The 22,949-nt window shown below is 68.5% G+C and carries 23 protein-coding genes; 14 read left to right on the top strand and 9 right to left on the bottom strand.

Features of this window, described 5'->3' with window-relative positions:
• Positions 1–89: 89 nt before the first annotated feature.
• Both clpS and ACRYRV_RS13175 read right to left on the bottom strand, forming a co-directional pair.
• Positions 90–413, bottom strand: coding sequence for an ATP-dependent Clp protease adapter ClpS (clpS, locus tag ACRYRV_RS13180; protein ID WP_299313645.1), 324 nt, complete (start codon positions 411–413; stop codon positions 90–92).
• Between the two features lie 220 nt (positions 414–633).
• Complete coding sequence (locus tag ACRYRV_RS13175; protein WP_445005896.1) at positions 634–2,868, bottom strand: NADP-dependent isocitrate dehydrogenase; 2,235 nt, start codon at positions 2,866–2,868, stop codon at positions 634–636.
• A gap of 292 nt (positions 2,869–3,160) precedes the next feature.
• On the opposite strand from ACRYRV_RS13175, the gene ACRYRV_RS13170 reads away from it, so the two are divergent.
• The 8 genes from ACRYRV_RS13170 to ACRYRV_RS13135 all read left to right on the top strand — a co-directional run bounded on the left by ACRYRV_RS13170 (position 3,161) and on the right by ACRYRV_RS13135 (position 11,122).
• Positions 3,161–3,808 carry a pseudouridine synthase gene (locus tag ACRYRV_RS13170; protein ID WP_444984807.1) on the top strand — a complete coding sequence of 216 codons (648 nt, stop codon included), beginning with the start codon at positions 3,161–3,163 and terminating at the stop codon, positions 3,806–3,808.
• A complete protein-coding gene (locus ACRYRV_RS13165; protein WP_299313651.1) occupies positions 3,805–4,254 on the top strand; it encodes an NUDIX domain-containing protein in 450 nt (149 codons plus the stop codon). The genes ACRYRV_RS13170 and ACRYRV_RS13165 overlap by 4 nt, the downstream gene beginning before the upstream one ends.
• A gap of 88 nt (positions 4,255–4,342) precedes the next feature.
• A complete protein-coding gene (mnmA, locus tag ACRYRV_RS13160) occupies positions 4,343–5,455 on the top strand; it encodes a tRNA 2-thiouridine(34) synthase MnmA (protein WP_309635525.1) in 1,113 nt (370 codons plus the stop codon).
• Complete coding sequence (gene hflD / locus ACRYRV_RS13155; RefSeq protein WP_309635524.1) at positions 5,452–6,093, top strand: high frequency lysogenization protein HflD; 642 nt, start codon at positions 5,452–5,454, stop codon at positions 6,091–6,093. The genes mnmA and hflD overlap by 4 nt, the downstream gene beginning before the upstream one ends.
• A gap of 59 nt (positions 6,094–6,152) precedes the next feature.
• Entirely contained in the window at positions 6,153–7,517 is a 1,365-nt protein-coding gene (gene purB / locus ACRYRV_RS13150; protein WP_253452190.1) for an adenylosuccinate lyase, read from the top strand.
• A gap of 2 nt (positions 7,518–7,519) precedes the next feature.
• Complete coding sequence (locus ACRYRV_RS13145) at positions 7,520–8,710, top strand: JmjC domain-containing protein (protein WP_444984809.1); 1,191 nt, start codon at positions 7,520–7,522, stop codon at positions 8,708–8,710.
• Positions 8,711–8,753: 43 nt separating this feature from the next.
• Positions 8,754–9,203: a GNAT family N-acetyltransferase gene (locus ACRYRV_RS13140; RefSeq protein WP_444986280.1), complete on the top strand. Its 450-nt coding sequence runs from the start codon at positions 8,754–8,756 to the stop codon at positions 9,201–9,203.
• A 326-nt stretch (positions 9,204–9,529) separates the two neighbouring features.
• On the top strand, positions 9,530–11,122 hold the full coding sequence (locus tag ACRYRV_RS13135) for an isocitrate lyase (RefSeq protein WP_253444061.1): 1,593 nt from the start codon (positions 9,530–9,532) through the stop codon (positions 11,120–11,122).
• 134 nt (positions 11,123–11,256) lie between these two features.
• On the opposite strand, the gene ACRYRV_RS13130 is transcribed toward ACRYRV_RS13135, so the two are convergent.
• Entirely contained in the window at positions 11,257–11,739 is a 483-nt protein-coding gene (locus tag ACRYRV_RS13130; RefSeq protein WP_253444064.1) for an FKBP-type peptidyl-prolyl cis-trans isomerase, read from the bottom strand.
• Between the two features lie 231 nt (positions 11,740–11,970).
• Between ACRYRV_RS13130 and ACRYRV_RS13125 the strand changes: the two genes are divergently transcribed.
• Positions 11,971–12,252, top strand: a complete 282-nt coding sequence (locus ACRYRV_RS13125) for a hypothetical protein (protein WP_253444067.1) — start codon at positions 11,971–11,973, stop codon at positions 12,250–12,252.
• A gap of 115 nt (positions 12,253–12,367) precedes the next feature.
• Here ACRYRV_RS13125 and ACRYRV_RS13120 read toward each other — a convergent pair whose 3' ends face one another.
• The gene (locus ACRYRV_RS13120) at positions 12,368–12,835 is read right to left on the bottom strand and encodes a glycine zipper 2TM domain-containing protein (protein ID WP_444984810.1); all 468 of its coding nucleotides are present in this window, start codon (positions 12,833–12,835) and stop codon (positions 12,368–12,370) included.
• Between the two features lie 381 nt (positions 12,836–13,216).
• Between ACRYRV_RS13120 and ACRYRV_RS13115 the strand changes: the two genes are divergently transcribed.
• Complete coding sequence (locus tag ACRYRV_RS13115) at positions 13,217–13,441, top strand: hypothetical protein (protein WP_444984811.1); 225 nt, start codon at positions 13,217–13,219, stop codon at positions 13,439–13,441.
• 53 nt (positions 13,442–13,494) lie between these two features.
• Here the strand turns inward: ACRYRV_RS13115 and ACRYRV_RS13110 are convergent, their stop codons facing one another.
• The 3 genes from ACRYRV_RS13110 to ACRYRV_RS13100 all read right to left on the bottom strand — a co-directional run bounded on the left by ACRYRV_RS13110 (position 13,495) and on the right by ACRYRV_RS13100 (position 18,027).
• On the bottom strand, positions 13,495–14,673 hold the full coding sequence (locus tag ACRYRV_RS13110; protein ID WP_309635519.1) for an MFS transporter: 1,179 nt from the start codon (positions 14,671–14,673) through the stop codon (positions 13,495–13,497).
• An 18-nt stretch (positions 14,674–14,691) separates the two neighbouring features.
• A complete protein-coding gene (locus ACRYRV_RS13105; RefSeq protein ID WP_445005634.1) occupies positions 14,692–15,321 on the bottom strand; it encodes a C40 family peptidase in 630 nt (209 codons plus the stop codon).
• Between the two features lie 240 nt (positions 15,322–15,561).
• Complete coding sequence (locus tag ACRYRV_RS13100; RefSeq protein WP_444988775.1) at positions 15,562–18,027, bottom strand: DUF1266 domain-containing protein; 2,466 nt, start codon at positions 18,025–18,027, stop codon at positions 15,562–15,564.
• A gap of 233 nt (positions 18,028–18,260) precedes the next feature.
• Between ACRYRV_RS13100 and gabT the strand changes: the two genes are divergently transcribed.
• Positions 18,261–19,553 carry a 4-aminobutyrate--2-oxoglutarate transaminase gene (gabT, locus tag ACRYRV_RS13095; protein WP_253444084.1) on the top strand — a complete coding sequence of 431 codons (1,293 nt, stop codon included), beginning with the start codon at positions 18,261–18,263 and terminating at the stop codon, positions 19,551–19,553.
• A 132-nt stretch (positions 19,554–19,685) separates the two neighbouring features.
• A complete protein-coding gene (locus ACRYRV_RS13090; RefSeq protein ID WP_444984860.1) occupies positions 19,686–20,291 on the top strand; it encodes a hypothetical protein in 606 nt (201 codons plus the stop codon).
• 122 nt (positions 20,292–20,413) lie between these two features.
• Here ACRYRV_RS13090 and ACRYRV_RS13085 read toward each other — a convergent pair whose 3' ends face one another.
• Together ACRYRV_RS13085 and ACRYRV_RS13080 are read right to left on the bottom strand one after the other, a co-directional pair.
• Positions 20,414–20,659 (bottom strand): GlsB/YeaQ/YmgE family stress response membrane protein, encoded by a 246-nt coding sequence (locus ACRYRV_RS13085; protein WP_253444090.1) that lies wholly within the window; start codon positions 20,657–20,659, stop codon positions 20,414–20,416.
• A 51-nt stretch (positions 20,660–20,710) separates the two neighbouring features.
• Positions 20,711–21,262 carry a DUF924 family protein gene (locus ACRYRV_RS13080; RefSeq protein ID WP_444984861.1) on the bottom strand — a complete coding sequence of 184 codons (552 nt, stop codon included), beginning with the start codon at positions 21,260–21,262 and terminating at the stop codon, positions 20,711–20,713.
• A gap of 83 nt (positions 21,263–21,345) precedes the next feature.
• On the opposite strand from ACRYRV_RS13080, the gene ACRYRV_RS13075 reads away from it, so the two are divergent.
• Together ACRYRV_RS13075 and ACRYRV_RS13070 are read left to right on the top strand one after the other, a co-directional pair.
• On the top strand, positions 21,346–21,534 hold the full coding sequence (locus ACRYRV_RS13075) for a hypothetical protein (RefSeq protein ID WP_253444095.1): 189 nt from the start codon (positions 21,346–21,348) through the stop codon (positions 21,532–21,534).
• Between the two features lie 19 nt (positions 21,535–21,553).
• Positions 21,554–22,945, top strand: coding sequence for a YcjX family protein (locus ACRYRV_RS13070; protein WP_309635513.1), 1,392 nt, complete (start codon positions 21,554–21,556; stop codon positions 22,943–22,945).
• The last annotated feature ends 4 nt before the right edge of the window (positions 22,946–22,949 follow it).

The raw sequence follows: 22,949 nt of genomic DNA, 5'->3' as shown, positions 1-22,949 counted from the left end.
ATCATCAACATCGGGCACAAACGTCGCCGTTGCAAGCCTTGTTGCCAACGGCAGGCGGTGCTCGCCCGTCGCGACCATGTCCGGGGGAGTCAGTCCGCCGCCTCGATGTCCGAGAGCAGCGGATGCTGACACTCTCTAGCGTATTGATTGACCTGATGGCTTTTGGTTTCCGCGATATCGCGGGTAAAGATGCCGCAGGTCGCCTTGCCCTGCGTATGCACCGTCAGCATTACCTGCACCGCGGTCTCGCTGTCCAGCTGGAAGAAGGTCTGGAGCACCTCCACCACGAACTCCATGGGGGTGAAGTCATCATTGTGCAACACCACCTTATACATCGGCGGGCGCGCGAGCTCAGGCTCGACGCTCTGCACCGCCAGGTCCCCCTCCTCCTCGGTGCCGGGGGGGCGGGTCATGCCGCACCACTCGTCTCGTTGCCACATAGCAGATTACTACTCGTTTGACGGGCCGGCCTGTCGGGCGACTCAGACTGGTTTGACGCCCTGGGTCCGGCAGGGTTCATCATGAATCTCAACGCCGGGCGACCCTCAACGCAAAGGCCCCCGCCCGTCTCCGGGCAGGGGCCGCGGCACTGGCGTGCCGGCAGGGTCTACTCAGCTCTCAGCCCTTGGCAGCTCAGCCCTTGGAAACCAGAGCCAGAGCGGCGTTGAGGGTGGCGCTCGGACGCATCACCGACTCGGTCAGCTCGCGATCCGGGTTGTAGTAGCCCTTGATGTCGACGGCCTGCCCCTGCACCGCGTTGAGCTCCTCGACGATCACTTCTTCCTTGGCCTGGAACTCCGCGGCCAGCTTGGTGAAGAGCGCCTTGAGCTCGGCGTCCTCATCCTGGGCGGCCAGGGCCTCGGCCCAGTACATGGCCAGGTAGAAGTGGCTGCCGCGGTTGTCCAGCTCGCCTACCTTGCGGGACGGCGACTTGTTGCTGTCCAGGAACTTGCCGTTGGCCTCGTCCAGCGCCTTGGCCAGCACCAGGGCACGGCCGTTGTCGAAGGTCTTGCCCAGGTGCTCCAGGGAGGCAGCCAGGGCCAGGAACTCGCCCAGGGAGTCCCAGCGCAGGTGGTTCTCCTCCAGCAGCTGCTGGACGTGCTTGGGCGCGGAGCCGCCGGCCCCGGTCTCGAACAGGCCACCGCCATTCATCAGCGGCACGATGGAGAGCATCTTGGCGCTGGTGCCGAGCTCCATGATCGGGAAGAGGTCGGTGAGGTAGTCGCGCAGCACGTTGCCGGTGACGGAGATGGTGTCCTCGCCGCGGCGGATGCGCTCCAGGGAGAACTTCATGGCGTCAACCGGGGCCATGATGCGGATATCCAGGCCGCTGGTATCGTGCTCGGCGAGGTAGGCCTCGACCTTCTTGATCAGCTGGGCGTCATGGGCACGCTCGGCGTCGAGCCAGAAGGTCGCCGGCGTCTCGCTGTCGCGGGCGCGGGCCACGGCGAGCTTGACCCAGTCCTTGATCGGCGCGTCCTTGGTCTGGCACATGCGCCAGATGTCGCCCTTCTCCACGGCGTGCTCGAAGAGCACCTCGCCGGCGTCGTTGGTGACGCGCACGGTGCCGTCGGCGGGGATCTGGAAGGTCTTGTCGTGGGAGCCGTACTCCTCGGCCTTCTGGGCCATCAGGCCGACGTTGGGCACGCTGCCCATGGTGGTCGGATCGAAGGCACCGTTGGCCTTGCAGTCCTCGATCACCGCCTGATAGATGGTGGCGTAGCAGCGGTCCGGGATCACCGCCTTGGTGTCGTGCAGGGCATCGTCGGCCCCCCACATCTTGCCGGAGTCACGGATCATCGCCGGCATGGAGGCGTCGATGATGACGTCGCTGGGCACGTGCAGGTTGGTGATGCCCTTGTGGGAGTTGACCATGGCCAGGCGCGGACGCTCGGCGTAGAGCGCCTCGATATCGGCCTTGATCTCGTCCTGCTTCTCGGCCGGAAGCTGGGTGATGGTGGCGTAGAGGTCGCCGATACCGTTGCTGGAGTCGAAGCCGACCCTGGCCAGGTCGTCGGCGTGCTTCTCGAGCACGTCACGGTAGAACTCCTCCACCACGATGCCGAACATGATGGGGTCGGAGACCTTCATCATGGTGGCCTTGAGGTGCAGGGAGAAGAGGACGTCCTTCTCCTTGGCGTCGGCCACCTGCTCAGCGATGAAGGCGGAGAGCGCCTTGTGGCTCATCACGGCGCCGTCGATCACCTCGCCGGCCAGCACCGAGGTCTTCTCCTTGAGCACGGTAGTGCTGCCGTCCTTGCCCACCAGCTCGATCTTCACCGCCCCCTCGGCGGGCAGAGTGGCGGACTGCTCGCTGCCGTAGAAGTCACCCTCGTTCATGCAGGCCACGTGGGACTGGGAGTCGGCGCTCCACTCGCCCATGCGGTGCGGGTACTTGCGGGCGTAGTTCTTGACCGACTTGGGGGCGCGACGATCGCTGTTGCCCTCGCGCAGCACCGGGTTCACGGCGCTGCCCTTGACGCGGTCGTAGCGCGCCTTGGCCTCGCGCTCCATGGCGGTAGTGGGCTCGTCGGGGTAGTTGGGCAGCTTGTAGCCCTGGGCCTGCAGCTCGCGGATGGCCGCCTTGAGCTGGGGCACGGAGGCGCTGATGTTGGGCAGCTTGATGATGTTGGCTTCGGGGGTCTTGGCCAGCTCACCCAGCTCGGCCAGGTGGTCGCCGAGCTGCTGCTCGTCGCTCAGGTACTCGGGAAACTGGGAGAGGATGCGCCCTGCCAGGGAGATATCGCGGGTTTCAACGATGACCCCGGCGGAGTCGGTATAGGCATCGATGATGGGCAGCAGGGAGTAGGTGGCCAGGGCCGGCGCTTCGTCGGTGAGCGTGTAGATAATCTTCGGCGTTTTTGACATGTTGGCGTTGATCTCTCTGGTCACTGCGGTGGCATGAAACTGGATCGGTAGCGCGCGCTCACGATGTCTGCAACGGGGGGTCCCGGCGTGCTCCACCCACTGTTGTGATCTGACGGGGATGCGCTGGGCATCGACCCGCTGGCGGAGTCTCGGCAGGCCCCGGAACGACGAGGGCGCTCCCGGCGAGCGGGCGCATTATATCAGCCACCCCGCCTCGGCGCATGAGCAATAAGGCTGACACGCCGCCCCTTCCCCCTGCCATCCCGGGCCGCTTGCCGGTAAGCTTGCCGCCATGAGCACACTCTATCTGCTGCACAAGCCCTACCGCATGCTATCCCAGTTCACCGACCGGGCAGGCGATGACGGCGAGCGTCGCGCCACCCTGGCCGACGTCATCGACGTGCCCGGCATCTACCCGGCCGGGCGCCTCGACCACGACTCCGAAGGGCTGCTGCTGCTCTGTGACGACGGCGAGCTGATCCACCGCATCAGCCACCCCCGCCACAAGCAGCCCAAGACCTACCGGGTCCAGGTGGAGGGGGGCCCCGGCGACGGCGCCCTGCAGGCGCTGCGCGAGGGGGTCGAACTCGGGGACGGCATGACGAAGCCGGCCCGGGTGCGGCGCCTCGCCGAGAGCGGCCTGCCCGAGCGCGACCCACCCCTGGACCCGAAACGCCACCCGATCACCAGCTGGCTGGAGCTGACCATCAGCGAGGGGCGCAACCGCCAGGTCAGGCGCATGACCGCCCACGTCGGCCACCCCACCCTGCGCCTGGTGCGCGTGGCCATCGGCCCCTGGCGGCTCGACGGCCTGGCCCCGGGGGAGTGGCGCCGCGAGACCCTCCACGCCCCCCAGCGGCACGCCGCCCCTCAGCGGGCCAAGGGTCGCGGCAGGACCTCCGGGAAACGACCGACGACCCAGCGAGGAGGCAAGCCATGAGCCGCTGGCACCCCTATGCCACCGTGGCCAGCGTGATCGAGCGCGCCGGGGCCTTCCTGATGGTGGAGGAGGACCACGGTGGCCCCTGCACCCTCTTCAACCAGCCCGCCGGCCACCTGGAACCCGGCGAACGGATCGTGGATGGCGCCCGCCGCGAGGTGGCCGAGGAGACCGCCTGGCAGGTCGGCCTCACCGACTACCTGGGCATCTATGTGCTCGAGACCCCCGACGGCTTCACCTTCCACAGCCACGCCTTCTTCGGCATGGCGCTGGCCCACCGGGGTGGCGAGCTCGACCCGGCGATCCACGCCGTGCACTGGCTGACCCTGGAGGAGATCGAGGCCCTGGAACGCGCCGGTCGCCTGAGAAGCCCCCTGGTGCTGCGCCGCGTCCGCGACGCCCTGGCGGGGCGCTTCTACCCCATGGACGTCATCCACGAGCGATAACCGCCCGCGGAGCGCTGTACTTCGAGCTTCACGCCCGATTCAGGTATAATCCGACCCCATTTGTGATCCACCGATTCCGAGGGCGCCCATGACCGCCACCCCAGGCAAGGTGATCGTCGGCATGTCCGGCGGCGTCGACTCCTCCGTCTCCGCCCTGCTGCTGCTCGAGCAGGGCTACCAGGTCGAAGGCCTGTTCATGAAGAACTGGGACGAGGACGACGGCACCGAATACTGCACCGCCAGGGAGGACCTGGCGGACGCCGAGGCCGTATGCGAGAAGCTCGGCATCCGGCTGCACACCGCCAACTTCGCCGCCGAGTACTGGGACAACGTCTTCGAGCACTTCCTGGCCGAGTACCAGGCCGGGCGCACGCCGAACCCGGACATCCTCTGCAACCGCGAGATCAAGTTCAAGGTGTTCCTGGAGTACGCCGAGATGCTCGGCGCCGAGAAGATCGCCACCGGCCACTATGTGCGTGGCGGCATCCGCGACGGCCGTCCGCGGCTGCTCAAGGGGCTCGACGCCAACAAGGATCAGAGCTACTTCCTCCACGCCGTGCCCGAGGCCGCCATCGCCCGCACCCTCTTCCCGGTGGGCGAGCTGGAAAAACCCGAGGTACGCGCCATCGCCGAGCGCCACGACCTGGTGACCGCCCGCAAGAAGGACTCCACGGGGATCTGCTTCATCGGCGAGCGGCGCTTCCGGGACTTCCTGCAGCAGTACCTGCCGGCCCAGCCCGGCGTGATCGAGACCCCGGAGGGCGAGGCGATCGGCGAGCACATGGGCCTGATGTACTACACCCTCGGCCAGCGCCAGGGGCTCGGCATCGGCGGGCTGGCCAACCACCCCGAGGCCCCCTGGTACGTAGCCGGCAAGGATCTCGAGCGCAACGTGCTGATCGCCGTCCAGGGCAAGCACCATCCGCTGCTCTATACCGACAGCCTGGCCACCGAGCCGATGGAGTGGGTCGCCGGGGAGGCACCCGCCGCCGAGGGGCGCCTCACCGCCAAAACCCGCTACCGCCAGAGCGATGTGCCCTGCCGCATGAGCACCCGCCCCGACGGCGGCGTCGAGGTCGTCTTCGATGATCCCCAGCGCGCCGTGACGCCCGGCCAGTCCCTGGTGCTCTACGACGGCGATATCTGCCTGGGTGGCGGCGTGATCCGCGACACCTGGAACCGCGAGGAGCGCACCTCATGACCGCCTCGACACCGATCCATCGCGTGCCCGACGACCCCACTACCCGCCAGGCCCTGGCCCTGGCCGGCGTCTTCCAGGCCGCCAGCCTGGTCGACGAGCTGGCCCGCACCGGCCAGGTGGACCCACGCGCCTGGGATACCCTGATCCGCGCCACCCTGGACACCAACCCCGAGAGCTTCGAGGCGATCTACGGTGGCCACCCCAACAACCTGCGCCGGGGACTGGAGGTGCTCGAGGCCGTGGTGGGGCGCAAGCAGGCCAACCCCGTGGTGCTGCGCTACGGCTTCACCCTGCTGCTGCTGATGAACCAGGTGCGCAAGAATGACGCCATGCTGGGCGACCTCGGCGGCCGGCTGGTGCGCATCCAGGGCCAGGCCGAGCACTTCGGCGAGACCCACGAGAACGTCATCGCCAGCCTCGGCGAGGCCTACCAGGAGACGCTCTCCACCCTCAAGACCCGCATCATCGTGCAGGGCGACCCCTCGCTGCTGCAGAGCCGCATGATGCCGGAGCGGGTGCGCGCCTGCCTGCTCGGCGGCATCCGCTTCGCCCTGCTCTGGCATCAGCAGGGCGGCCGGCGCTGGAAGCTGGTCTTCCAGCGCGGCGCCCTCAAGAAGGCCCTGGATCAGCTGGCCTGATCCGCGCCCGGCCCTTTTCTTCACCGCTCTTATCGACCCGGAAACCTACCATGCAAGCCCTGCCCCTCTCCGCCCTGACCGCCCTTTCCCCCGTTGACGGCCGCTACGGCGACAAGGCCGCCGCCCTGCGCGAGCACTTCAGCGAGTTCGGCCTGATACGCGCCCGCGTCATCGTCGAGATCCGCTGGCTGCAGCGCCTGGCCGAGCTGACCGGCGTCACCGAGGTGCCGCCGCTCTCCGCCGAGGCCACCGCCTTCCTGGAGGCGATGATCCGCAACTTCTCCCTGGAAGACGCCCAGCGCATCAAGGAGATCGAGCGCACCACCAACCACGACGTCAAGGCGGTGGAGTACTTCATCAAGGAGCAGATCGAAGGCCAGCCCGAGCTCCACGCCATCACCGAGTTCGTGCACTTCGCCTGCACCAGCGAGGACATCAACAACCTCTCTCACGGGGTGATGCTCAGCGACGGCCTCAAGGCGCTGCTGCCCAGCATGCAGAAGGTCGCCGACGAGATCGCTCGCCTGGCTCAGGAGCACGCCGAGCTGCCGATGCTGTCGCGCACCCACGGTCAGACGGCGAGCCCCACGACCCTCGGCAAGGAGATGGCCAACGTCGCCTACCGTCTGCGCCGTCAGCTCAGGCAGATCGAGAACGTCGAGATCCTGGGCAAGATCAACGGCGCCGTGGGCAACTACAATGCCCACCTGGCCACCTACCCCGAGGTGGACTGGGAAGCCAACGCCCGCACCTTCGTCGAGGGCCTGGGCCTGACGTTCAACCCCTACACCACCCAGATCGAGCCCCATGACTACATCGCCGAGCTCTTCGATGCGGTCTGCCGCTTCAACACCATCCTGATCGACTTTGATCGCGACGTCTGGGGCTATATCTCGCTGGGCTACTTCAAGCAGAAGACCGTGGCCGGCGAGATCGGCTCCTCGACCATGCCCCACAAGGTCAACCCCATCGACTTCGAGAACTCCGAAGGCAACCTGGGGCTCGCCAACGCGGTACTCGGCCACCTGGCCCAGAAGCTGCCGATCTCCCGCTGGCAGCGCGACCTCACCGACTCCACGGTGCTGCGCAACCTGGGCGTGGGCATGGCCTACGGCCTGATCGCCTACCAGGCCTCCCTCAAGGGGATCGCCAAGCTCGAGGCCAATCCGACGCGCCTGGCCGAGGACCTGGACGCCAGCTGGGAGGTGCTCGCCGAGCCGATCCAGACCGTGATGCGCCGCTACGGCATCGAGAAGCCCTACGAGAAGCTCAAGGAGCTGACCCGCGGCAAGCGCATCGACCAGGCCGGCTTCGCCGCCTTCATCGACACCCTGGCGCTGCCCGAGGCGGTCAAGGCCGAGCTCAAGGCGCTGACGCCGGGCACCTATATCGGCAACGCCGTCGAGCAGGCGAAGAGGCTCTGATCATGTCATCCGATGCCCCGCTGCCCATGCTGGGAGGCCTGAGCGCCGCCGACTTCCTGCGCGACCACTGGCAGCGCCGGCCGCTGCTGATCCGCGGCGCCTTCCCCGACTTCGAGTGCCCGCTGACCCCCGACGAGCTGGCGGGCCTGGCCTGCGAGGAGGGGGTCGAGGCGCGCCTGGTGGAGGAGCATGGCGAGGGCGGCCCCTGGCAGGTACGCCATGGTCCCTTCGACGAGACGGTGTTCGGCACCCTGCCCGAGCGCGACTGGACCCTGCTGGTACAGGCGGTGGACCACTACGTGCCCGAGGTGGCCGAACTGCTCGAGGCCTTCGACTTCCTGCCCCGCTGGCGGCTCGACGACATCATGATTAGCTACGCCCCCCCGGGCGGCAGCGTCGGCCCCCACGTCGACCAGTACGATGTCTTCCTGCTCCAGGGCATGGGCCGGCGCCGCTGGCAGCTGGGCGGCCTGGTGCCCGACGACGCCCCCATCATCGCCGGCATCGACCTGCGCATCCTCGAGTGCTTCGAGGTGGAGGCCGGCAATGACTGGGTGCTGGAACCGGGCGACATGCTCTACCTGCCACCGGGCTGGGCTCACCACGGCGTCAGCCAGTCCGACGACTGCCTGACCCTCTCGGTGGGCTTCCGCGCCCCCTCCGCCGACGAGGCGATCACCTCCTTCGCCGACTACCTGGGCGAGCAGCTGGCGGCATCTCTGCGCTACTCCGACGCCGGCATGGCGGCTCCCGGCGACCCCGCCGAGCTCGATGACGAGGCCGTGGCGCGCATGCGCCGCTTCATCCTCGGGACCCTGGACGACCCGGCCCGCCTCGCCCAGTGGTTCGGCCGGGTGATGACCCAGCCCAAGTACGTGGACCAGCTTGTGCCCAACGAGACGCCCACCGCGCCGGAGGCGCTTGTTGCCAGACTACAGGAGGGCGCCGAGCTGATCCGAAGCCCCGGCTCCCGCTTCGCCTGGCGGGCCCTGGATGAGCAAGACGCCACCCTCTTCGCCGACGGCGACGGCGCCGAGTGCGCCCTGCCGCTGGCGCGGCTACTGGCCTCCGAGGCCCCGCTGGACGCCGAAGCGCTTGCCCTGCCCGGCGCTCCCGAGCTGCTGGCCGCTCTTCTGGATGCCGGCAGCCTGGCCTGGGCGGATGAGTTCGAGGCGGATGAGTTCGAGGGGTAGGAGCGCCGCTCTGCTGCGCGATACCCTCAACCAGGAGGCCGAGATGCCTGGAAAATCACTGGACGCCAACCTCGAGATTCGCGAGGGGAGCTGGGCAGAGCTGGGACCCGAGGCCTCCGAGATTCGCCGTGTCGTCTTTATCGAGGAGCAGCGCGTCCCCCTCGAGGAGGAGTGGGACGGCCGCGACCCCGAGTGCCGCCACTTTCTGGCCCTGCTCGACGGGCGGGCGGTGGGCACCGCCCGCCTGCTCCCCGACGCCCATATCGGCCGGGTAGCGGTACTCGCCGAGGCCAGGGGCACCGGAGTCGGCGCGGCCCTGATGCGTGCCAGCATCGAAACCGCACGCCGCCTCGGCCACCCGGCCGTGGAACTGGCCGCCCAGACCCACGCCCTCGACTTCTACGCCCGCCTGGGCTTCGAGGCCTACGGCCCCGAGTTTCTCGACGCCGGTATTCTGCACCGCAATATGCGCTTCACCCTGCCTCGCCGCTGACCCCTTCCCTGCCCTTTTCAAACGAAAAACGACTACAGACCCCGGCCACTTCCCGCCTTCATGTAGTCGAGCTACAACGCCTTCTTCTCCAAAGAGCCCATTGTTGATGCCCATCATCATGGGGGATAGTGGTTGCCATGGTGAGGGAGCAAACGGCGGTTTCAGCGCCTCTCACGCTGGCCTCATACGTTTGTTTCAAAACCGACCGGGTTCGACCAAGGCAGCAGAGACAAGCCGACGGCGATCAACGAACCTGACTTCACTTCGCAGGTGCAGCATAAGCGACACCGGCAAGACAACGATCAGACCCAGGAGAGGATGACACCATGTCATACCAGGACGATATCAAGGCACTGACCCAGCTGCGTGAAGCCATGCAGGGCAAGTGGGCCGACATCAGCCCCGAGAACGCCGCCCGCATGCGTGCCCAGAACCGTTTCAAGACCGGCCTGGACATCGCCAAGTACACCGCCAAGATCATGCGTGAGGACATGGCCGCCTACGACGCCGACAGCGCTAAGTACACCCAGTCCCTGGGCTGCTGGCACGGCTTCATCGGTCAGCAGAAGCTGATCTCCATCAAGAAGCACTTCGGCACCACCAAGCGCCGCTACCTCTACCTCTCCGGCTGGATGGTCGCCGCCCTGCGCTCCGAGTTCGGTCCGCTGCCCGACCAGTCCATGCACGAGAAGACCGCCGTCTCCGGTCTGATCGGTGAGCTCTACACCTTCCTGCGTCAGGCCGACGCCTGGGAACTCAACCACCTGTTCCGCGCCCTGGAAGAGGCCAAGCAGGCCGGCGACAGTGCCAAGGCCGCCGAGCTCGAGAAGCAGATCGACAATCACGAGACCCATATCGTGCCGATCATCGCCGACATCGATGCCGGTTTCGGCAACGCCGAGGCCACCTACCTGCTGGCCAAGCAGATGATCGAGGCGGGCGCCTGCTGCATCCAGATCGAGAACCAGGTCTCCGACGAGAAGCAGTGCGGCCACCAGGACGGCAAGGTCACCGTGCCCCACGAGGACTTCCTGGCCAAGATCAACGCCGTGCGCTACGCCTTCCTGGAGCTGGGCGTTGACGATGGCGTCATCGTCGCCCGTACCGACTCCCTGGGCGCCGGCCTGACCCAGAAGATCGCCGTGACCAACGAGCCGGGCGACCTGGGCGACCAGTACAACAGCTTCCTGGATGGCGACGTCATCGAGAAGGCGGAAGACATCAACAACGGCGACGTGGTCATCAAGCAGAACGGCAAGCTGGTCAAGGTCAAGCGCCTGGCCTCCGGCCTCTTCCAGTTCAAGCCGGGCACCGGTGAGGACCGCGTGGTGCTGGACTGCATCACCAGCCTGCAGAACGGCGCCGACCTGATCTGGATCGAGACCGAGAAGCCCCACGTCGGCCAGATCGCCGGCATGGTCAACCGTATCCGCGAGTCGGTGCCGGACGCCAAGCTGGTCTACAACAACTCGCCCTCCTTCAACTGGACCCTCAACTTCCGTCAGCAGGTGTTCGACGCCTGGGAGAAGGAAGGCAAGGACGTCTCCGCCTACGACCGCGCCAAGCTGATGAGCCCGGAGTACGACGACACCGAGCTGGCCCAGCTGGCCGACGAGTGGACCCGCAACTTCCAGCGCGACTCCTCTCGCGAGGCGGGCATCTTCCACCACCTGATCACCCTGCCGACCTACCACACGGCGGCCCTCTCCACCGACAACCTGGCCAAGGGCTACTTCGGCGACGAAGGCATGCTGGCCTACGTGGAGGGCGTGCAGCGCCGCGAGATCCGTCAGGGCATCGCCACCGTCAAGCACCAGGACATGGCCGGCTCCAACATCGGGGACGACCACAAGGAGTTCTTCCACGGCGACGCGGCACTCAAGGCCGGCGGCAAGGACAACACCATGAACCAGTTCTGATCATGGTACTGCGGTAAAACTGGAACTTGGGGAGGCCTCTGGCCTCCCTTTTTTATGCGGGCCGGATACCTGGCAACAAAAAGGGAGGGGCAGCCAATGGCTGCCCCTCCCCCCTGTCAGGCGTCACGCACAAATCAGTGCTGGTGACCGCCCTCGCCGTGCACGTGGCCGTGCTCGACCTCTTCCTGGCTGGCTTCGCGCACCGAGGCAATCTCGACGGCAAAGTTCAGGGTCTGGCCGGCCAGCGGGTGGTTGCCGTCGACGGTAACGGTGTCGCCTTCGACGCTGGTCACGGTGACCATCAGCGGGCCGCCCTGGGTCTGGGCCTGGAACTGCATGCCGGGCTCGACGCTCTCGACGCCCTGGAAGGCATCCCGGGGGACTTCCTGCACCAGCTGCTCCTGCTTCTCGCCATAGCCCTCGGCGGGCGAAACCACGGCGCTGAGCTTGTCGCCCGCCTGACGACCTTCCAGCTCCTTCTCGAGGCCCGGAATGATGTTGCCGGCGCCGTGGAGATAGGTCAGCGGCTCGCGGCCTTCCGAGCTGTCCAGCACCTCACCCGCATCGTTGGTCAGGGTATAGTGGAACGCGACAACGGAGTTCTGCGCAATCTGCATTGATGAACCTTTCGGTGAGTGCATGTCCCGGCATGGTAACGTGTCGGGCGGGGGGCTGTCAGGGGCATGGGGGATTTTCAGGATGTTTGGCAGGATCCTGAGAGCGCTTCACGCACGCTTCGCTACTGTCCGAGAGTTGACCTATGGACGGTTGCGCCGGGTTGCGGGCGCGGCTAACCTACCGGCACTTTTGCCAAACCCCCTTACCCTTCCCCACCTGGAGACATGCCCATGACCCAAGTTGTGATCTGGCTGATCGCTTTTGCGCTGATTCTGGCCCTCACCTTCAAGCGCTGGGAGAGCGTCAGCCCGGCGCTGGATCGCGTCCTGCCCGACGTGCTCAAGAGCCGCGGCGAGAACCGTACCGTCTGGGGGCTCGCGCTGGCCATTCTGGGGGCGACCGTGCTGGTGCGTCCGGTGGATATCCTGCTCACCGTGGTGCTCGCCGTGATCATCGCCCTGGTCGGTATCAAGCTGGCCGGCTGGGTCATGAACAAGGTCGACCTTCACTGAGTCGTCCTGTGCAGGGTCCCAGCGCCCTGACATGACATAATGCAGAAGGCCCGCGGCATTCGCCGCGGGCCTTCTGCTTTCTATGCTAGGGAGGCCCCGGGGCGGGGCCGGTGGCTCAGTAGGGCGCCACGGTCATATTGGCACCGCTGCCGATCAGGCGGACGCGCTGGCCGGTCTGGAAGGGCTGATCGGCCTTCTGGACGATGACCACGCGCTGGCCGTCATCCCGGCGAATCTCCATCTCCAGGGCGTTGACGCGGTTGGTGGCCTCCTCGACCCGGGAGCCCGCCACGGCACCACCGATGACGCCCGCGGCAGTGGCCAGGTCACGGCCGGAGCCACCGCCCACCTGTCGGCCCAGCAGACCACCGATCACGGCGCCGCCGCCGGTGCCCACGATGCCTCCGGCGCGGCTGTCGGCCTGGATCTGCACCTGGCGCACGGCCTCGATGGTGCCGAAGGTGACGGTCTGGGCGGCACCCGCCTGGCTGCCCCGGTAGACGTTGCCGCCCATGGTCGAGGTATTGGCGCAGCCGGCCAGGGTCAGGGCGCCAATGGCGATAATGGGAAGAAGACGCTTCATGAAAAACCTCCTGAAGAATGTTGCTGGCCCCGCGGTGTCAGAACAGGCCCGGGAAAGGCTCGCGGAAAGATGGGCCGGTTAGTGAACACCGTTTGCTAACTGAATTCTATGCCAACCTTGAACGCTTTGACCAGCGCAGCTTGGCTTTGTGCGGCTCATTCTAGCCCGAAATTACCCAAAGAGTGTGAAAGTCACGGCCAGTTGGACCGGGGCCCGGCAGCAGTGTAGTCAAGCTACAACCTGGGCTTCACCCAATGATGCATTGCAGCAGAGGCGGGGCTGGACCATAGTGAAAGCATGGGTCAGGAGGGTGTGCTGCCATCCCGACTCCCGCAGATGGCATTTGCCAGCGCAGTGATGACCTGACACGAGGAAGAGACCATGAACGCCACCGAACTGAGTGAACAGGCCGACCGTATCGCCGACAGCTTCAGCAAGCAGGATCTGGCCAAGCTGGTGGTTGCCCTGAAAGGCGATCGGCAGTCCCTGCAGCACGCCCTGGAAGTGGTCGACATCCTCGACGCACGCCTGGGTTGCTCCCTGGAAGAGGCCTGGGCCGAGGTCCGCGCCGGCGAGCACCGCGACGAGGAAGCCACCCACGAGTAGTGAGCGCCCAAACCGGCAAGACCCGACGCCCCTGCCCGACGGCAGAGGCGCCTTCATATGGGCTGTCGCCGCCAGAGCCAGAGGGCGATGCCCAGCGTCACCCCCAACAGCAGCCAGGAGCCCAGCGCCACCCCGAACCAGGCGCCCGCCTGCCAGAAGGGCTCCAGCCAGAAGGTCCCGAGGCTCGCCCCGCTGTAGTAGAACACCAGATAGAGCGCCGAGGCGCTGCCCCGGGCCCGCTCGGCGTGACGCCCCACCCAGCTCGAGGCCATGGCATGGGCCAGAAAGAAGCCGAAGGCATTGATGGTCAGTCCCAGCACGATCAGCGCCAGGGAGCCGGCCAGGGTGATCAGGGTCCCGCCCATCAGGATCAGGATGCCAAGCACCATGCAGGCCGGCGGTGACAGATGACCGGAGAGCCGCCCGGAGAGCGAGGAGCCCAGGGTCCCGCCCAGGTAGGTCAGGAAGATCATCCCCAGGACGCTGGGCCCGAGCCCGAAGGGCGCCTCTGCCAGCCGGAAGGTGAGATAGCTGTACTGGTTGATGAAGATGAGGAAGTTGATGCCCCCCAGCAGGTAGGCGGCCAGCAGCAGCGGGTTGCGCAGATGCCCGGCGAGATCGGCCAGGGCGCCGCGCAGCTCGAAGGGACGCGCCGAGAAGCCGCGCGCCGGTGGCAGGAGCTTCCAGAACAGGGCGACCCCCGCCAGGGTAATCCCCCCGACCGCCAGAAAGCTGGCCGAGCTCCCGGCAAGCTCCCCCACCCAGCCCCCCACCAGGCGCCCGCTGATACCGCCCAGGGAGTTGGCCCCGATATAGAGCCCCACCGCCGAGAGCATGCCGCGCGGCTCGAACTCGTCCCCCATCCAGGCAATGGCCACCGCCGGCAGCCCCCCCAGCACGAACCCCTGCAGCGCACGCAGTACCAGCAGCGTCTCGAAGTTAGGCGCCAGGGCCAGGGCCAGCGACAGCCCACCGGCACCCAGCAGGGTCAGACGCATGATCCCGCCGCGCCCGATGGCATCCGAGAGCGGTCCGAAGACCAGCAGCGATGCCGCCAGGGACAGGGTCGCCACCGACATCACCAGCCCCACCGCCAAGGTAGAGATGCCGTAGAGCTGACGCAGCTCGGGGAGCAGCGGCTGGGGCGCATAGAGGTTGATGAAGACCAGAAAGGAGCCCAGGCAGAGGGCCAGGGTAGCGCGCCACCAGGCGCGTGTCTGAGGCTGGATCATGGGGAAACCGGGCAGGCCTCAGCCCTCGCCGGCGGCCAGCACCCGCTGGGCCAGGGTGGTGGGCTCCAGGGTGCGCCGCGCCTGCCAGTAGTGGCGCTGCCAGTACTGGTTGTCCAGGCGGGAGATCATCACCCCTCGGGAGGTGGAGGCGTGCAGGAAGCGCCCCTCCCCCAGATAGATGCCCACGTGGTCGTAGGGGCCCGGCGGGCGGAAGAAGACCAGGTCACCCGGCGCCAGGGCGTCGCGGGCCACCGGTTGCCCCTGATTCACCTGCTCCCCGGTGGTCCGCGGCAGGGAGAGACGAAAGGTCTCCTCGAAGACGCTCTGCACCAGCGCCGAGCAGTCCACCCCCTGGAAGGAGCTGCCGCCGAGCCGGTAGGGCGTGCCCACCCAGCGCTCGTGCTGGGCCAGCAGCGCCTGCTGCACCAGTGCCGGCGGCGGGTTATCGAGGCTGCGGGCCTGGAGGATAGGGTTATCCACCGGAGACATCATGGGGTCCCAGCCGCCGGGGAGGCCGGGAAGCTGACGAGCGAAGTAGGGCTCCTCCGCGTCGCGGGAAGCAACATCGCGAGGAGCGGAGGCGCAGCCGATCAGCAGGGCCAGCGACAGCACAACACCCAGGGCGCGGCACGACGATGTGACGTCCATTCCAGCGGTGACCTCGAACCGGAGCCGCGCCCCGGCGGCGCCGGCGGGCGCCAGCCTTCAGGGGTGTCATCGCTGTGGCAGTGGTGCCGGCAACCGGTATCACTGCCAGAGCGGCCTGTCGGCGACTCTCTGTGGCACACGACTCCCGACAGGTGGAGCCTTGTTTAGACAGGACGACTATAAACCAGCCCCAGGCGTGTGGCGAGCCCCCTTACTGTCGTGCCGCCTTACCTGCCGGACTCAATGCAGGGTGCGTGAATCGCCCGGCAGGGTGTCGATATGCATCGGCGCCCAGTGGCTGGGGCGCGCCCCGGGAAACTCCAGACTCGCCCAGGGGCCCGCCAGGGGAGGTGCCGCGGCCAGCCAGGCCACCAGGGCCTGGCGAAAACCGGCCAGGAAGCTCTCCCGCTCCGGGGTCTCCCCCATGAAGAACGAGAAACCGGCATGCAGCCCCCGCGCATAGCTGTCCCACCCCGAGTAGTGGGCGGCCGCCAGGCCATGGGCGCGCTCCAGCACCGCCACGAAGGCGGGCTCCTCCAGCCAGCCCAGCTGACGGGCGGCAATGGCCAGATCCACCGCCTGGGCCACGTCCCAGGCGGCCAGGTCGGTGTCGTTGCAGCCATCCTCGTTGTCGCGCACCCGCTGCAGGCGCAGCAGGTGGGTACGCTCCTCGTCACTGCACTCCCCCGACTCCAGGGTGGCGATCTCCGAGGCCAGCCGGGCGGCGTTCAGGGTATAGGGGGCATAGTTGATCTGGTACTCCTGGCGGTCGCCGGTCTCGAGCAGGAAGTCGAGAAACTCTCCCAGCTCCTCGGCGCCGTGCAGCCCGTAGTGACCATCGATCCACTCGCGGATCGAGACCCGCTCCCGTTCGCTCTCCGGGTGCGGCAGGCTCCAGGCCGGGCTGTTGAGCGGCCCGACCAGGGCCATGGCCGTGAACAGGAAGAGGCTCGGCCGCGGCCCGGGCTCCTGCCACTCCCCACCGCGCCAGTCGATCCAGTGGAACAGGCTGCCCGGGTCCTCCTCATGCCAGCGGATCTCCGCGACCAGCGACGGCTGCCCCTCCTCCGGGAGCAGCGCCTCCCAGCTCGCCCAGGCCTCCAGCAGGCGTCGGGCATCGGGATAGAAGCGGCAGAGGGAGGCACGCAGCGCCTCGGCCAGCCGCGCCAGCCCCTCGGCGTCGAAGCCCTCGCTATCCATGGCCATCTGCAGGTAGAAGGCATACTTCTCGGCCATGTGCACGGTGGCCGCATGGCGGCTGCCGTGCCGCAGGGCGTCACGGCTTGCCAGCCCCGCCGAGTCGGCGTGGCCAAAGGAGGTCTCCGCCGGCGGCAGGGCACCGTGGGCGGCATCGGCGGCCAGCTGGTTAAGGTGGTGGGCCTGGGCCGGCAGCCAGTAGCGCGACAGCGCCTCGACGCCCTCGTCGGGGTGCAGGTCCAGGGTCTCGGCCAGATACTGGCGGGCATCCTCCCGGCGCGCCGTCGGCACCGCCGCCGCCGGCCCCTGCCGAGCCGCCAGCTCCGGCTCGCGCACCGCGGCCAGGGCCAGCACCCAGTGGCGGGAATCGGCGCGCCAGTCGCGCATGGCCTGGCGGGAGCGCTCCAGCAGCGACGGCTCAAGCAGGCCCTGCAGGGCCGGGCGCCAGGGGCTGACCGGGGACTGCAGCAGCAGCCGCCAGTCGGCCTCGAAGGTGGGCAACAGATTGCGCCCCTCGAAGAGGCTGCGGCCCCGCTGGTAGGCCCGGGCCAGGGCCGACCAGTCGCTGTAGCGGTGCATCACCAGGTCGGCACCGTGCAGGGCGAAGTCGCTCGCCTCCCGATCACTCAGCCAGCCCAGACAGGCCCCGGCCCAGGCCAGGTCGACCAGGCGCAGCCAGTCCCAGGCGCCCCACTCCAGCGGCTCGCCGTGCTCGACGAACTCGAGCAGCACCCGGCCGTAGCGCTGGTCAGGCTCCTCGAGCTTGTGAAGCCAGGCATAGCGGCTGGCCGGGTCGCTCTCCAGCAGCCGCACCGCGTCCAGGTCCCAGCCCTGACGATCCCCCTGGGCCCCCAGCCACAGCAGGGCCCGCACCAGGTCATCGCGATCGTGGATCTGCCAGGCATCGCCCAGCCAGCCGGTCAGGCCCGCCCAGTCCTGCTCACCGGCGGGCAGCGCCACCACGGGAGCGAAGCCGGCGCGCAGCCGCCACACCTGGGCCTCCTCGCCACAGGGCCAAAGCGGCGGCAGGGCGTCGTGGATCGCCAGCCACTCCCCCAGGCGCTCCCAGGTGATGCCGTCCCCGTCATGTTCCAGGGCCGACAGCGCCTCGCAGGCCTCGGCGAAGCCGTCGTCGCCGTGCACCCATCCCTCGGCGCTGCGCGCCCGGCGCAGCGCCGACAGCCAGGCATCCAGGTCGCCATGGTGGGCGCTGATCTCGGCGGCCAGGCGATGGGCCCAGGCCCGGGCAGCGGGCTCCTCCAGCCAGCCGGCACTGCCCGCCAGGGCGACCACCTCCAGCGCCGCCAGCAGCCTCGCCGGGTCGGCCAGGCTGCCGCCGACGCCCAGCGACTCCACCAGTCGCCAGCCCAGCTCACCGCGATCCGCCACGCCCAGCCCCTGCAGTCGCGCCAGCGCCGCCTCGGGGTCCACGCTCAGCGGGTCGGGGTCGAAGGCCCAGTCACACAGCACCAGCTGCTGGGCCCACCAGGCATTCAGCGGATCGATCAAGGCACACCTCGGTATCAGGTCGGAAAGGAGCCACAGCGCCTGCCGGAAATGTTCGGCGCCACGATTTAGGCGCCACAGTGTAGCCGAAAGCGACGCCTTCGCCGATGGGTCGCCGCTTGCCTTTTGGTATTCGACGCAAAGCGCTTGCTCCCACCGTTCAACCTGGCAGAGTGAACTAGACTGTGGGGGCGCGGGTCGCTCGAGTACCCCTTTTTTTCTTTTTCGGAGGCAACATGACCAACGCTGAACTGAACGAACTCAAGAAGCGCTATGTGGCCAACGGCGCGGCCAGTCCCGCGACCCAGTTCGCCGACCGCGCCGAGAACGCCCTGATCTGGGATGCCGACGGCAACCGCATCATCGACTTCGCCGGCGGTATCGGCGTGCTCAATATCGGTCATCGCCATCCGAAGGTGGTCGAGGCCGTCAAGGCGCAGCTCGACCGCGTGATGCACACCTGCCAGACCGTCATGCCCTATGAGGGCTACGTGAAGGTGGCCGAGAAACTGAGCCAGATCACCCCGGTACGGGGCCACGCCAAGGTGATGCTGGCCAACTCCGGCGCCGAGGCGCTGGAAAACGCCGTCAAGATCGCCCGCGCCGCCACCGGCAAGAGCAACGTCATCTGCTTCGACGGCGGCTACCACGGCCGTACCTTCATGACCATGGCCATGAACGGCAAGGTCGCCCCCTACGCCACCGACTTCGGCCCCATGCCGGGCAACGTCTTCCGCGCCCCCTATCCCGTGCCCTACCACGGGGTCAGCGAGGACGAGGCGCTGCGCGGCCTCAGGATGGCACTCAAGACCGACGCCAACCCCCGCGACACCGCCGCCATCGTCCTCGAGCCGGTGCTTGGCGAAGGCGGCTTCTACCCCGCCCCGGCCAGCTTCCTCAAGGCGGTCCGCGAGATCTGCGACGAGCACGGCATGCTGATGATCGTCGATGAAGTGCAGTCCGGTTTCGGCCGCACCGGCAAGATGTTCGCCATCGAGCACAGCGGCGTGGAGCCCGACCTGATCACCATGGCCAAGAGCATGGCGGCCGGCATGCCGATCTCCGCGGTGGTGGGCACCGACACCCATATGGATGCCTCCGGCGGCAACTCCCTGGGCGGCACCTACACCGGCAGCCCGGTCTCCTGTGCCGCCGTGCTGGCGGTGCTCGAGGTCTTCGAGGAGGAGAACATCCTGGCGAAGAGCCAGGCCCTGGGCGAGAAGCTGGGCAAGCGCTTCGAGAAGTGGCAGAAGGCGTTCGACTGCGTCGACAACGGGCGCCACCTGGGGGCCATGGCGGCCATCGACCTGGTCTCCGACAAGGCCAAGCACACGCCGGATGCCGACCTCGCCGCAGCGCTGTGCAAGCGCGCCAGGGAGAAGGGCCTGGTACTGCTCTCCTGCGGCCTGTGGGGCAACACCATCCGCTTCCTGATGCCCGTCACCATCGAGGACGAGGTGCTCGAGGAGGGCCTGGACATCGTCGAGGCCTCCCTCAAGGAGCTGGTGGGCCAGACCGCCACCGCCTGATCGGCCTCATCGTTTCCTCCCATACCGCCCGGCCTTGCGCCGGGCGGCCTGTGTTGGGCGGCTGGCGCTGGGGGGCCTTGTCATCGCCGGGCACAGCCGGGAAGATGACGGCGTCCACCGCGAGGCCATACCGTGATACTGCGAACCCTTTCCCTGCTGCGCTCCCTGCAGGGCGCCAGCCACACCGCCCAGGAAGCCCGGGCCACCGTCCAGCAGGCCTGCGACTACCGCTGGCTGTGCCGCCAGCTGCCCGGCGGCGTCATCACCGATGCCGATACCCGGCTCAACGACGGCACCCCTGCAGTGGCCATTACCCTGGCCTACCCCGCCACCCCGGAGCGGCTGGCCGGCGGCCGCTGGCCCGAGGCCCCCGAGGAGCGCGAAGAGTGCTTCGTCGAGGGGGACCACGCCTGCCGTGCCGCTGGCGCGCCCGCCTACCGCACCCTGGAGAGCCTCTCCCGGGGAGTGGCCGAGGGGGCCGCCGCGGTGCTCACCGACGCCGCCCGCCTGGCGTACCTGATCGAGCGCGGCGCCCTGCGGCTCACCTGGCGGCGGCCGGAGGCGCTACCCGAGGCGCTGTACCGGCGGCTGCCTGCCCCCGCCACCGCCGGCCAGGGGCTCTTCCTGCTGACCCTGCAGGTGCCCGCCCGCCCCGACGAGGTCGAGCTCGACGGGGCCTGGCTCGACCGCACCCTGGACCGCTACCGGCGCATCCTGCCGCGCCCGGCGAGTCGCTGAGCCCCGGCTGCCGGGCCGCCGGAACGCCGGGCCGCCGGAACGCCGGGCCGCCGGAACGCCGGGCCGCAGAAACGACGACGCCCGGCCGAAGCCGGGCGTCGAGCGCGCCGCGGGGAAAGCGCTCAGGCCTTGTGCACCTTCGAGATCACCCAGAGCAGAATGACGGCCCCGATGATGGCACTCACCAGAGAGCCAAGGAAACCACCGGTACCCACGCCCAGGACCTGATCGAAGATAAACCCGCCGATCACCGCGCCCACCACCCCGACGCCGATATTGCCGAGGATACCGAAGCCGCCCCCGCGCATGATATGGCCGGCGATCCATCCCGCCAGCCCGCCGATGATCAGCCAGGCAATCAGTCCCATATGGCTCTCCTTGCAGTGTGTCGTCAATCCAGGCAACAGCCCGAGCGGCGCTCAGAACGACGAGCCCGGCTGTTCGAGAAAGGCCAGCTCCTCCGGCGTGGAGGGGCGGCCGAGAATGGCGTTGCGGTGGGGGTAGCGGCCGAAGCGCAGCAGGATGTCGCGATGGCGGTGCTCGTAGCGCAGCTGCTCCTCCAGGCCCGGCTGGTCGAAGAGCTCGAGGGCCACCTCGTGGATGGCCAGGGACTCGCTGTGCATCCAGGGCATATAGAGAAAGGCCCGCTGCATCACCTCGAGGGCGCGGTCGCCCCCGCCGGCTACCGCCTCCTGGGCCAGCACCAGGGCCAGCGGATCCCGGGCGAAGGCCAGGGGCGAGTCCCGGTGGATATTGCGCGAGAACTGGTCGAGGACGATCACCTCGGCCAGCCGCCCGCGGGGCGTCTCCCGCCAGGCCCACAGCTCGCCGCATCCGGCGGCCTCGAGCAGCGCTCCGAAGCGCTCGCCGATCGCCGCATCCAGCGCCGGGTCCTTGCGAAACCACTGGGCAGGCTCGAGCTCGTCGAACCAGAAGCGGAGCACCGTCTCGGCATCGGGCAGCCTGGCCATCTACGTCCTCCCTGTCGGCGCTTCGGGGAACCCCCGACTCCTGATACCATTCCCCGCAGTACACGGCAACCCGAGGAGCGCAGATGTCGCCCCAGCACTTCATGGAGATGGCCTCCTTTACCCTCAACCTGGTGGGCATGGTGGTCTGCATCGGCGGTTTGACCCTGGCCCACCGCACCCGCCACCGCCTGCCCGGCTACCTGCTGGCCGGCGCAGGCTTCGTGATCGCGGCGAGCCCCCTGCTCTACACCATGTTCGCCGGCCCCCGCTGAGCCACAGGAGCCTCCGCCCATGCGCCAGCCCCTGGCTCGCGAAATCACCGACCTGATCGAGCGCGGCCGCGACCGCCAGCTGCGCCTGGCGGTCACGGGCCTGTCGCGCTCGGGAAAGACCGCCTTCCTCACCTCCCTGGTCAACCAGCTGCGCCATGCCGGGCTCGAGGCCCGGCTCGACCTGCTGCCCGCGGCCCGCCAGGGGCGCCTGCTGGGAGCCCGGCGGGTCAACCAGCAGGACCTGGGCGTGCCCCGCTTCCCCTACGACCAGGCCATGGCGGCGCTGGCCGAGACGCCGCCACGCTGGCCGGCGCCGACCCGGGGCATCAGCGAACTGCGCCTGGAGCTGCGCTATCGCCCGGAAAGGCGCGGCTGGCTGGGCAGCGAGACCCGCCGGCTCACTCTGGACCTCTTCGACTACCCCGGCGAGTGGCTGCTGGACCTGCCCCTGCTGGCCCACGACTACCCCAGCTGGTGCCGGAGCCAACAGGCCCTGGCCGGCGAGCAGCGCCGCGTCCACTTCGCCGCCTGGCACGCCGCCGTCGAGGACCTCGACCCCGCTGCAGAGGCCGACGAGGCACAGCTGGCCGAGATCGCCGAGCGCTATGCCCAGGGGCTGCGCGGCGCCCGGGAGGCGGGCTTCGCCGACCTCCAGCCGGGGCGCTTCCTGCTGCCGGGCGACCTCTCCGGTGCCCCGGTACTGCAGTTCTTCCCGCTGCCCGGCATCGCCGAGGCGGAGCCGGCGGAGCTGGCGGCTCTGCCCCCCGAGAGCAACTACGCCACCCTGGCGCGACGCTTCCAGTACTATCAGCAGCACATCGTGCGCCCCTTCTACCGCGACCATTTCCGCCGCTTCGACCGCCAGATCGTGCTGGTGGATCTGCTCGGCGCCCTCAACGCCGGCCCGGAGCGCTTCGAGGATCTCTCCCGAGCGCTCGCCAACCTGATGCAGAGCTTCGACTACGGCAGGCGCAGCCTGCTCTCGCGGCTCTTCGCACCGCGCATCGACCGCCTGGCCATCGCCGCCACCAAGGCCGACCATGTGACCCCGGAGCAGCACCCGCGCCTGGTGGCGCTGCTCGAGGCGCTGCTCGCCGAGCCCCTCCAGGACCTGCGCTTCGCCAGCGTGCCGGTGCGCGCCCTGTCCCTGGCCGCCATCCGCGCCAGCGAGGCCCGGGAGGTCGAGCACCGCGGCCAGCGCACCCCGGCCCTGCGCGGCACCGCCCTGGACGGCGAGCCGCTGCTGCTCTTCCCGGGCGAGGTGCCCGGCCGCCTGCCCGATGACGCCTTCTGGTCCCGCCAGGGCTTCGCCTTCCCCCATTTCCGCCCGCTGCCCCTGGAGGGCGGCGCCCTGCCCCATATCCGCATGGATGCCGCCCTGGACTGGCTGATCGGAGACAAGCTGTCATGAGCGA

It is taken from the genome of Halomonas mongoliensis (assembly GCF_052496345.1).
Note: the sequence above shows the minus strand (reverse complement) of the source record. Positions and strands in the feature narration are given on the sequence as shown.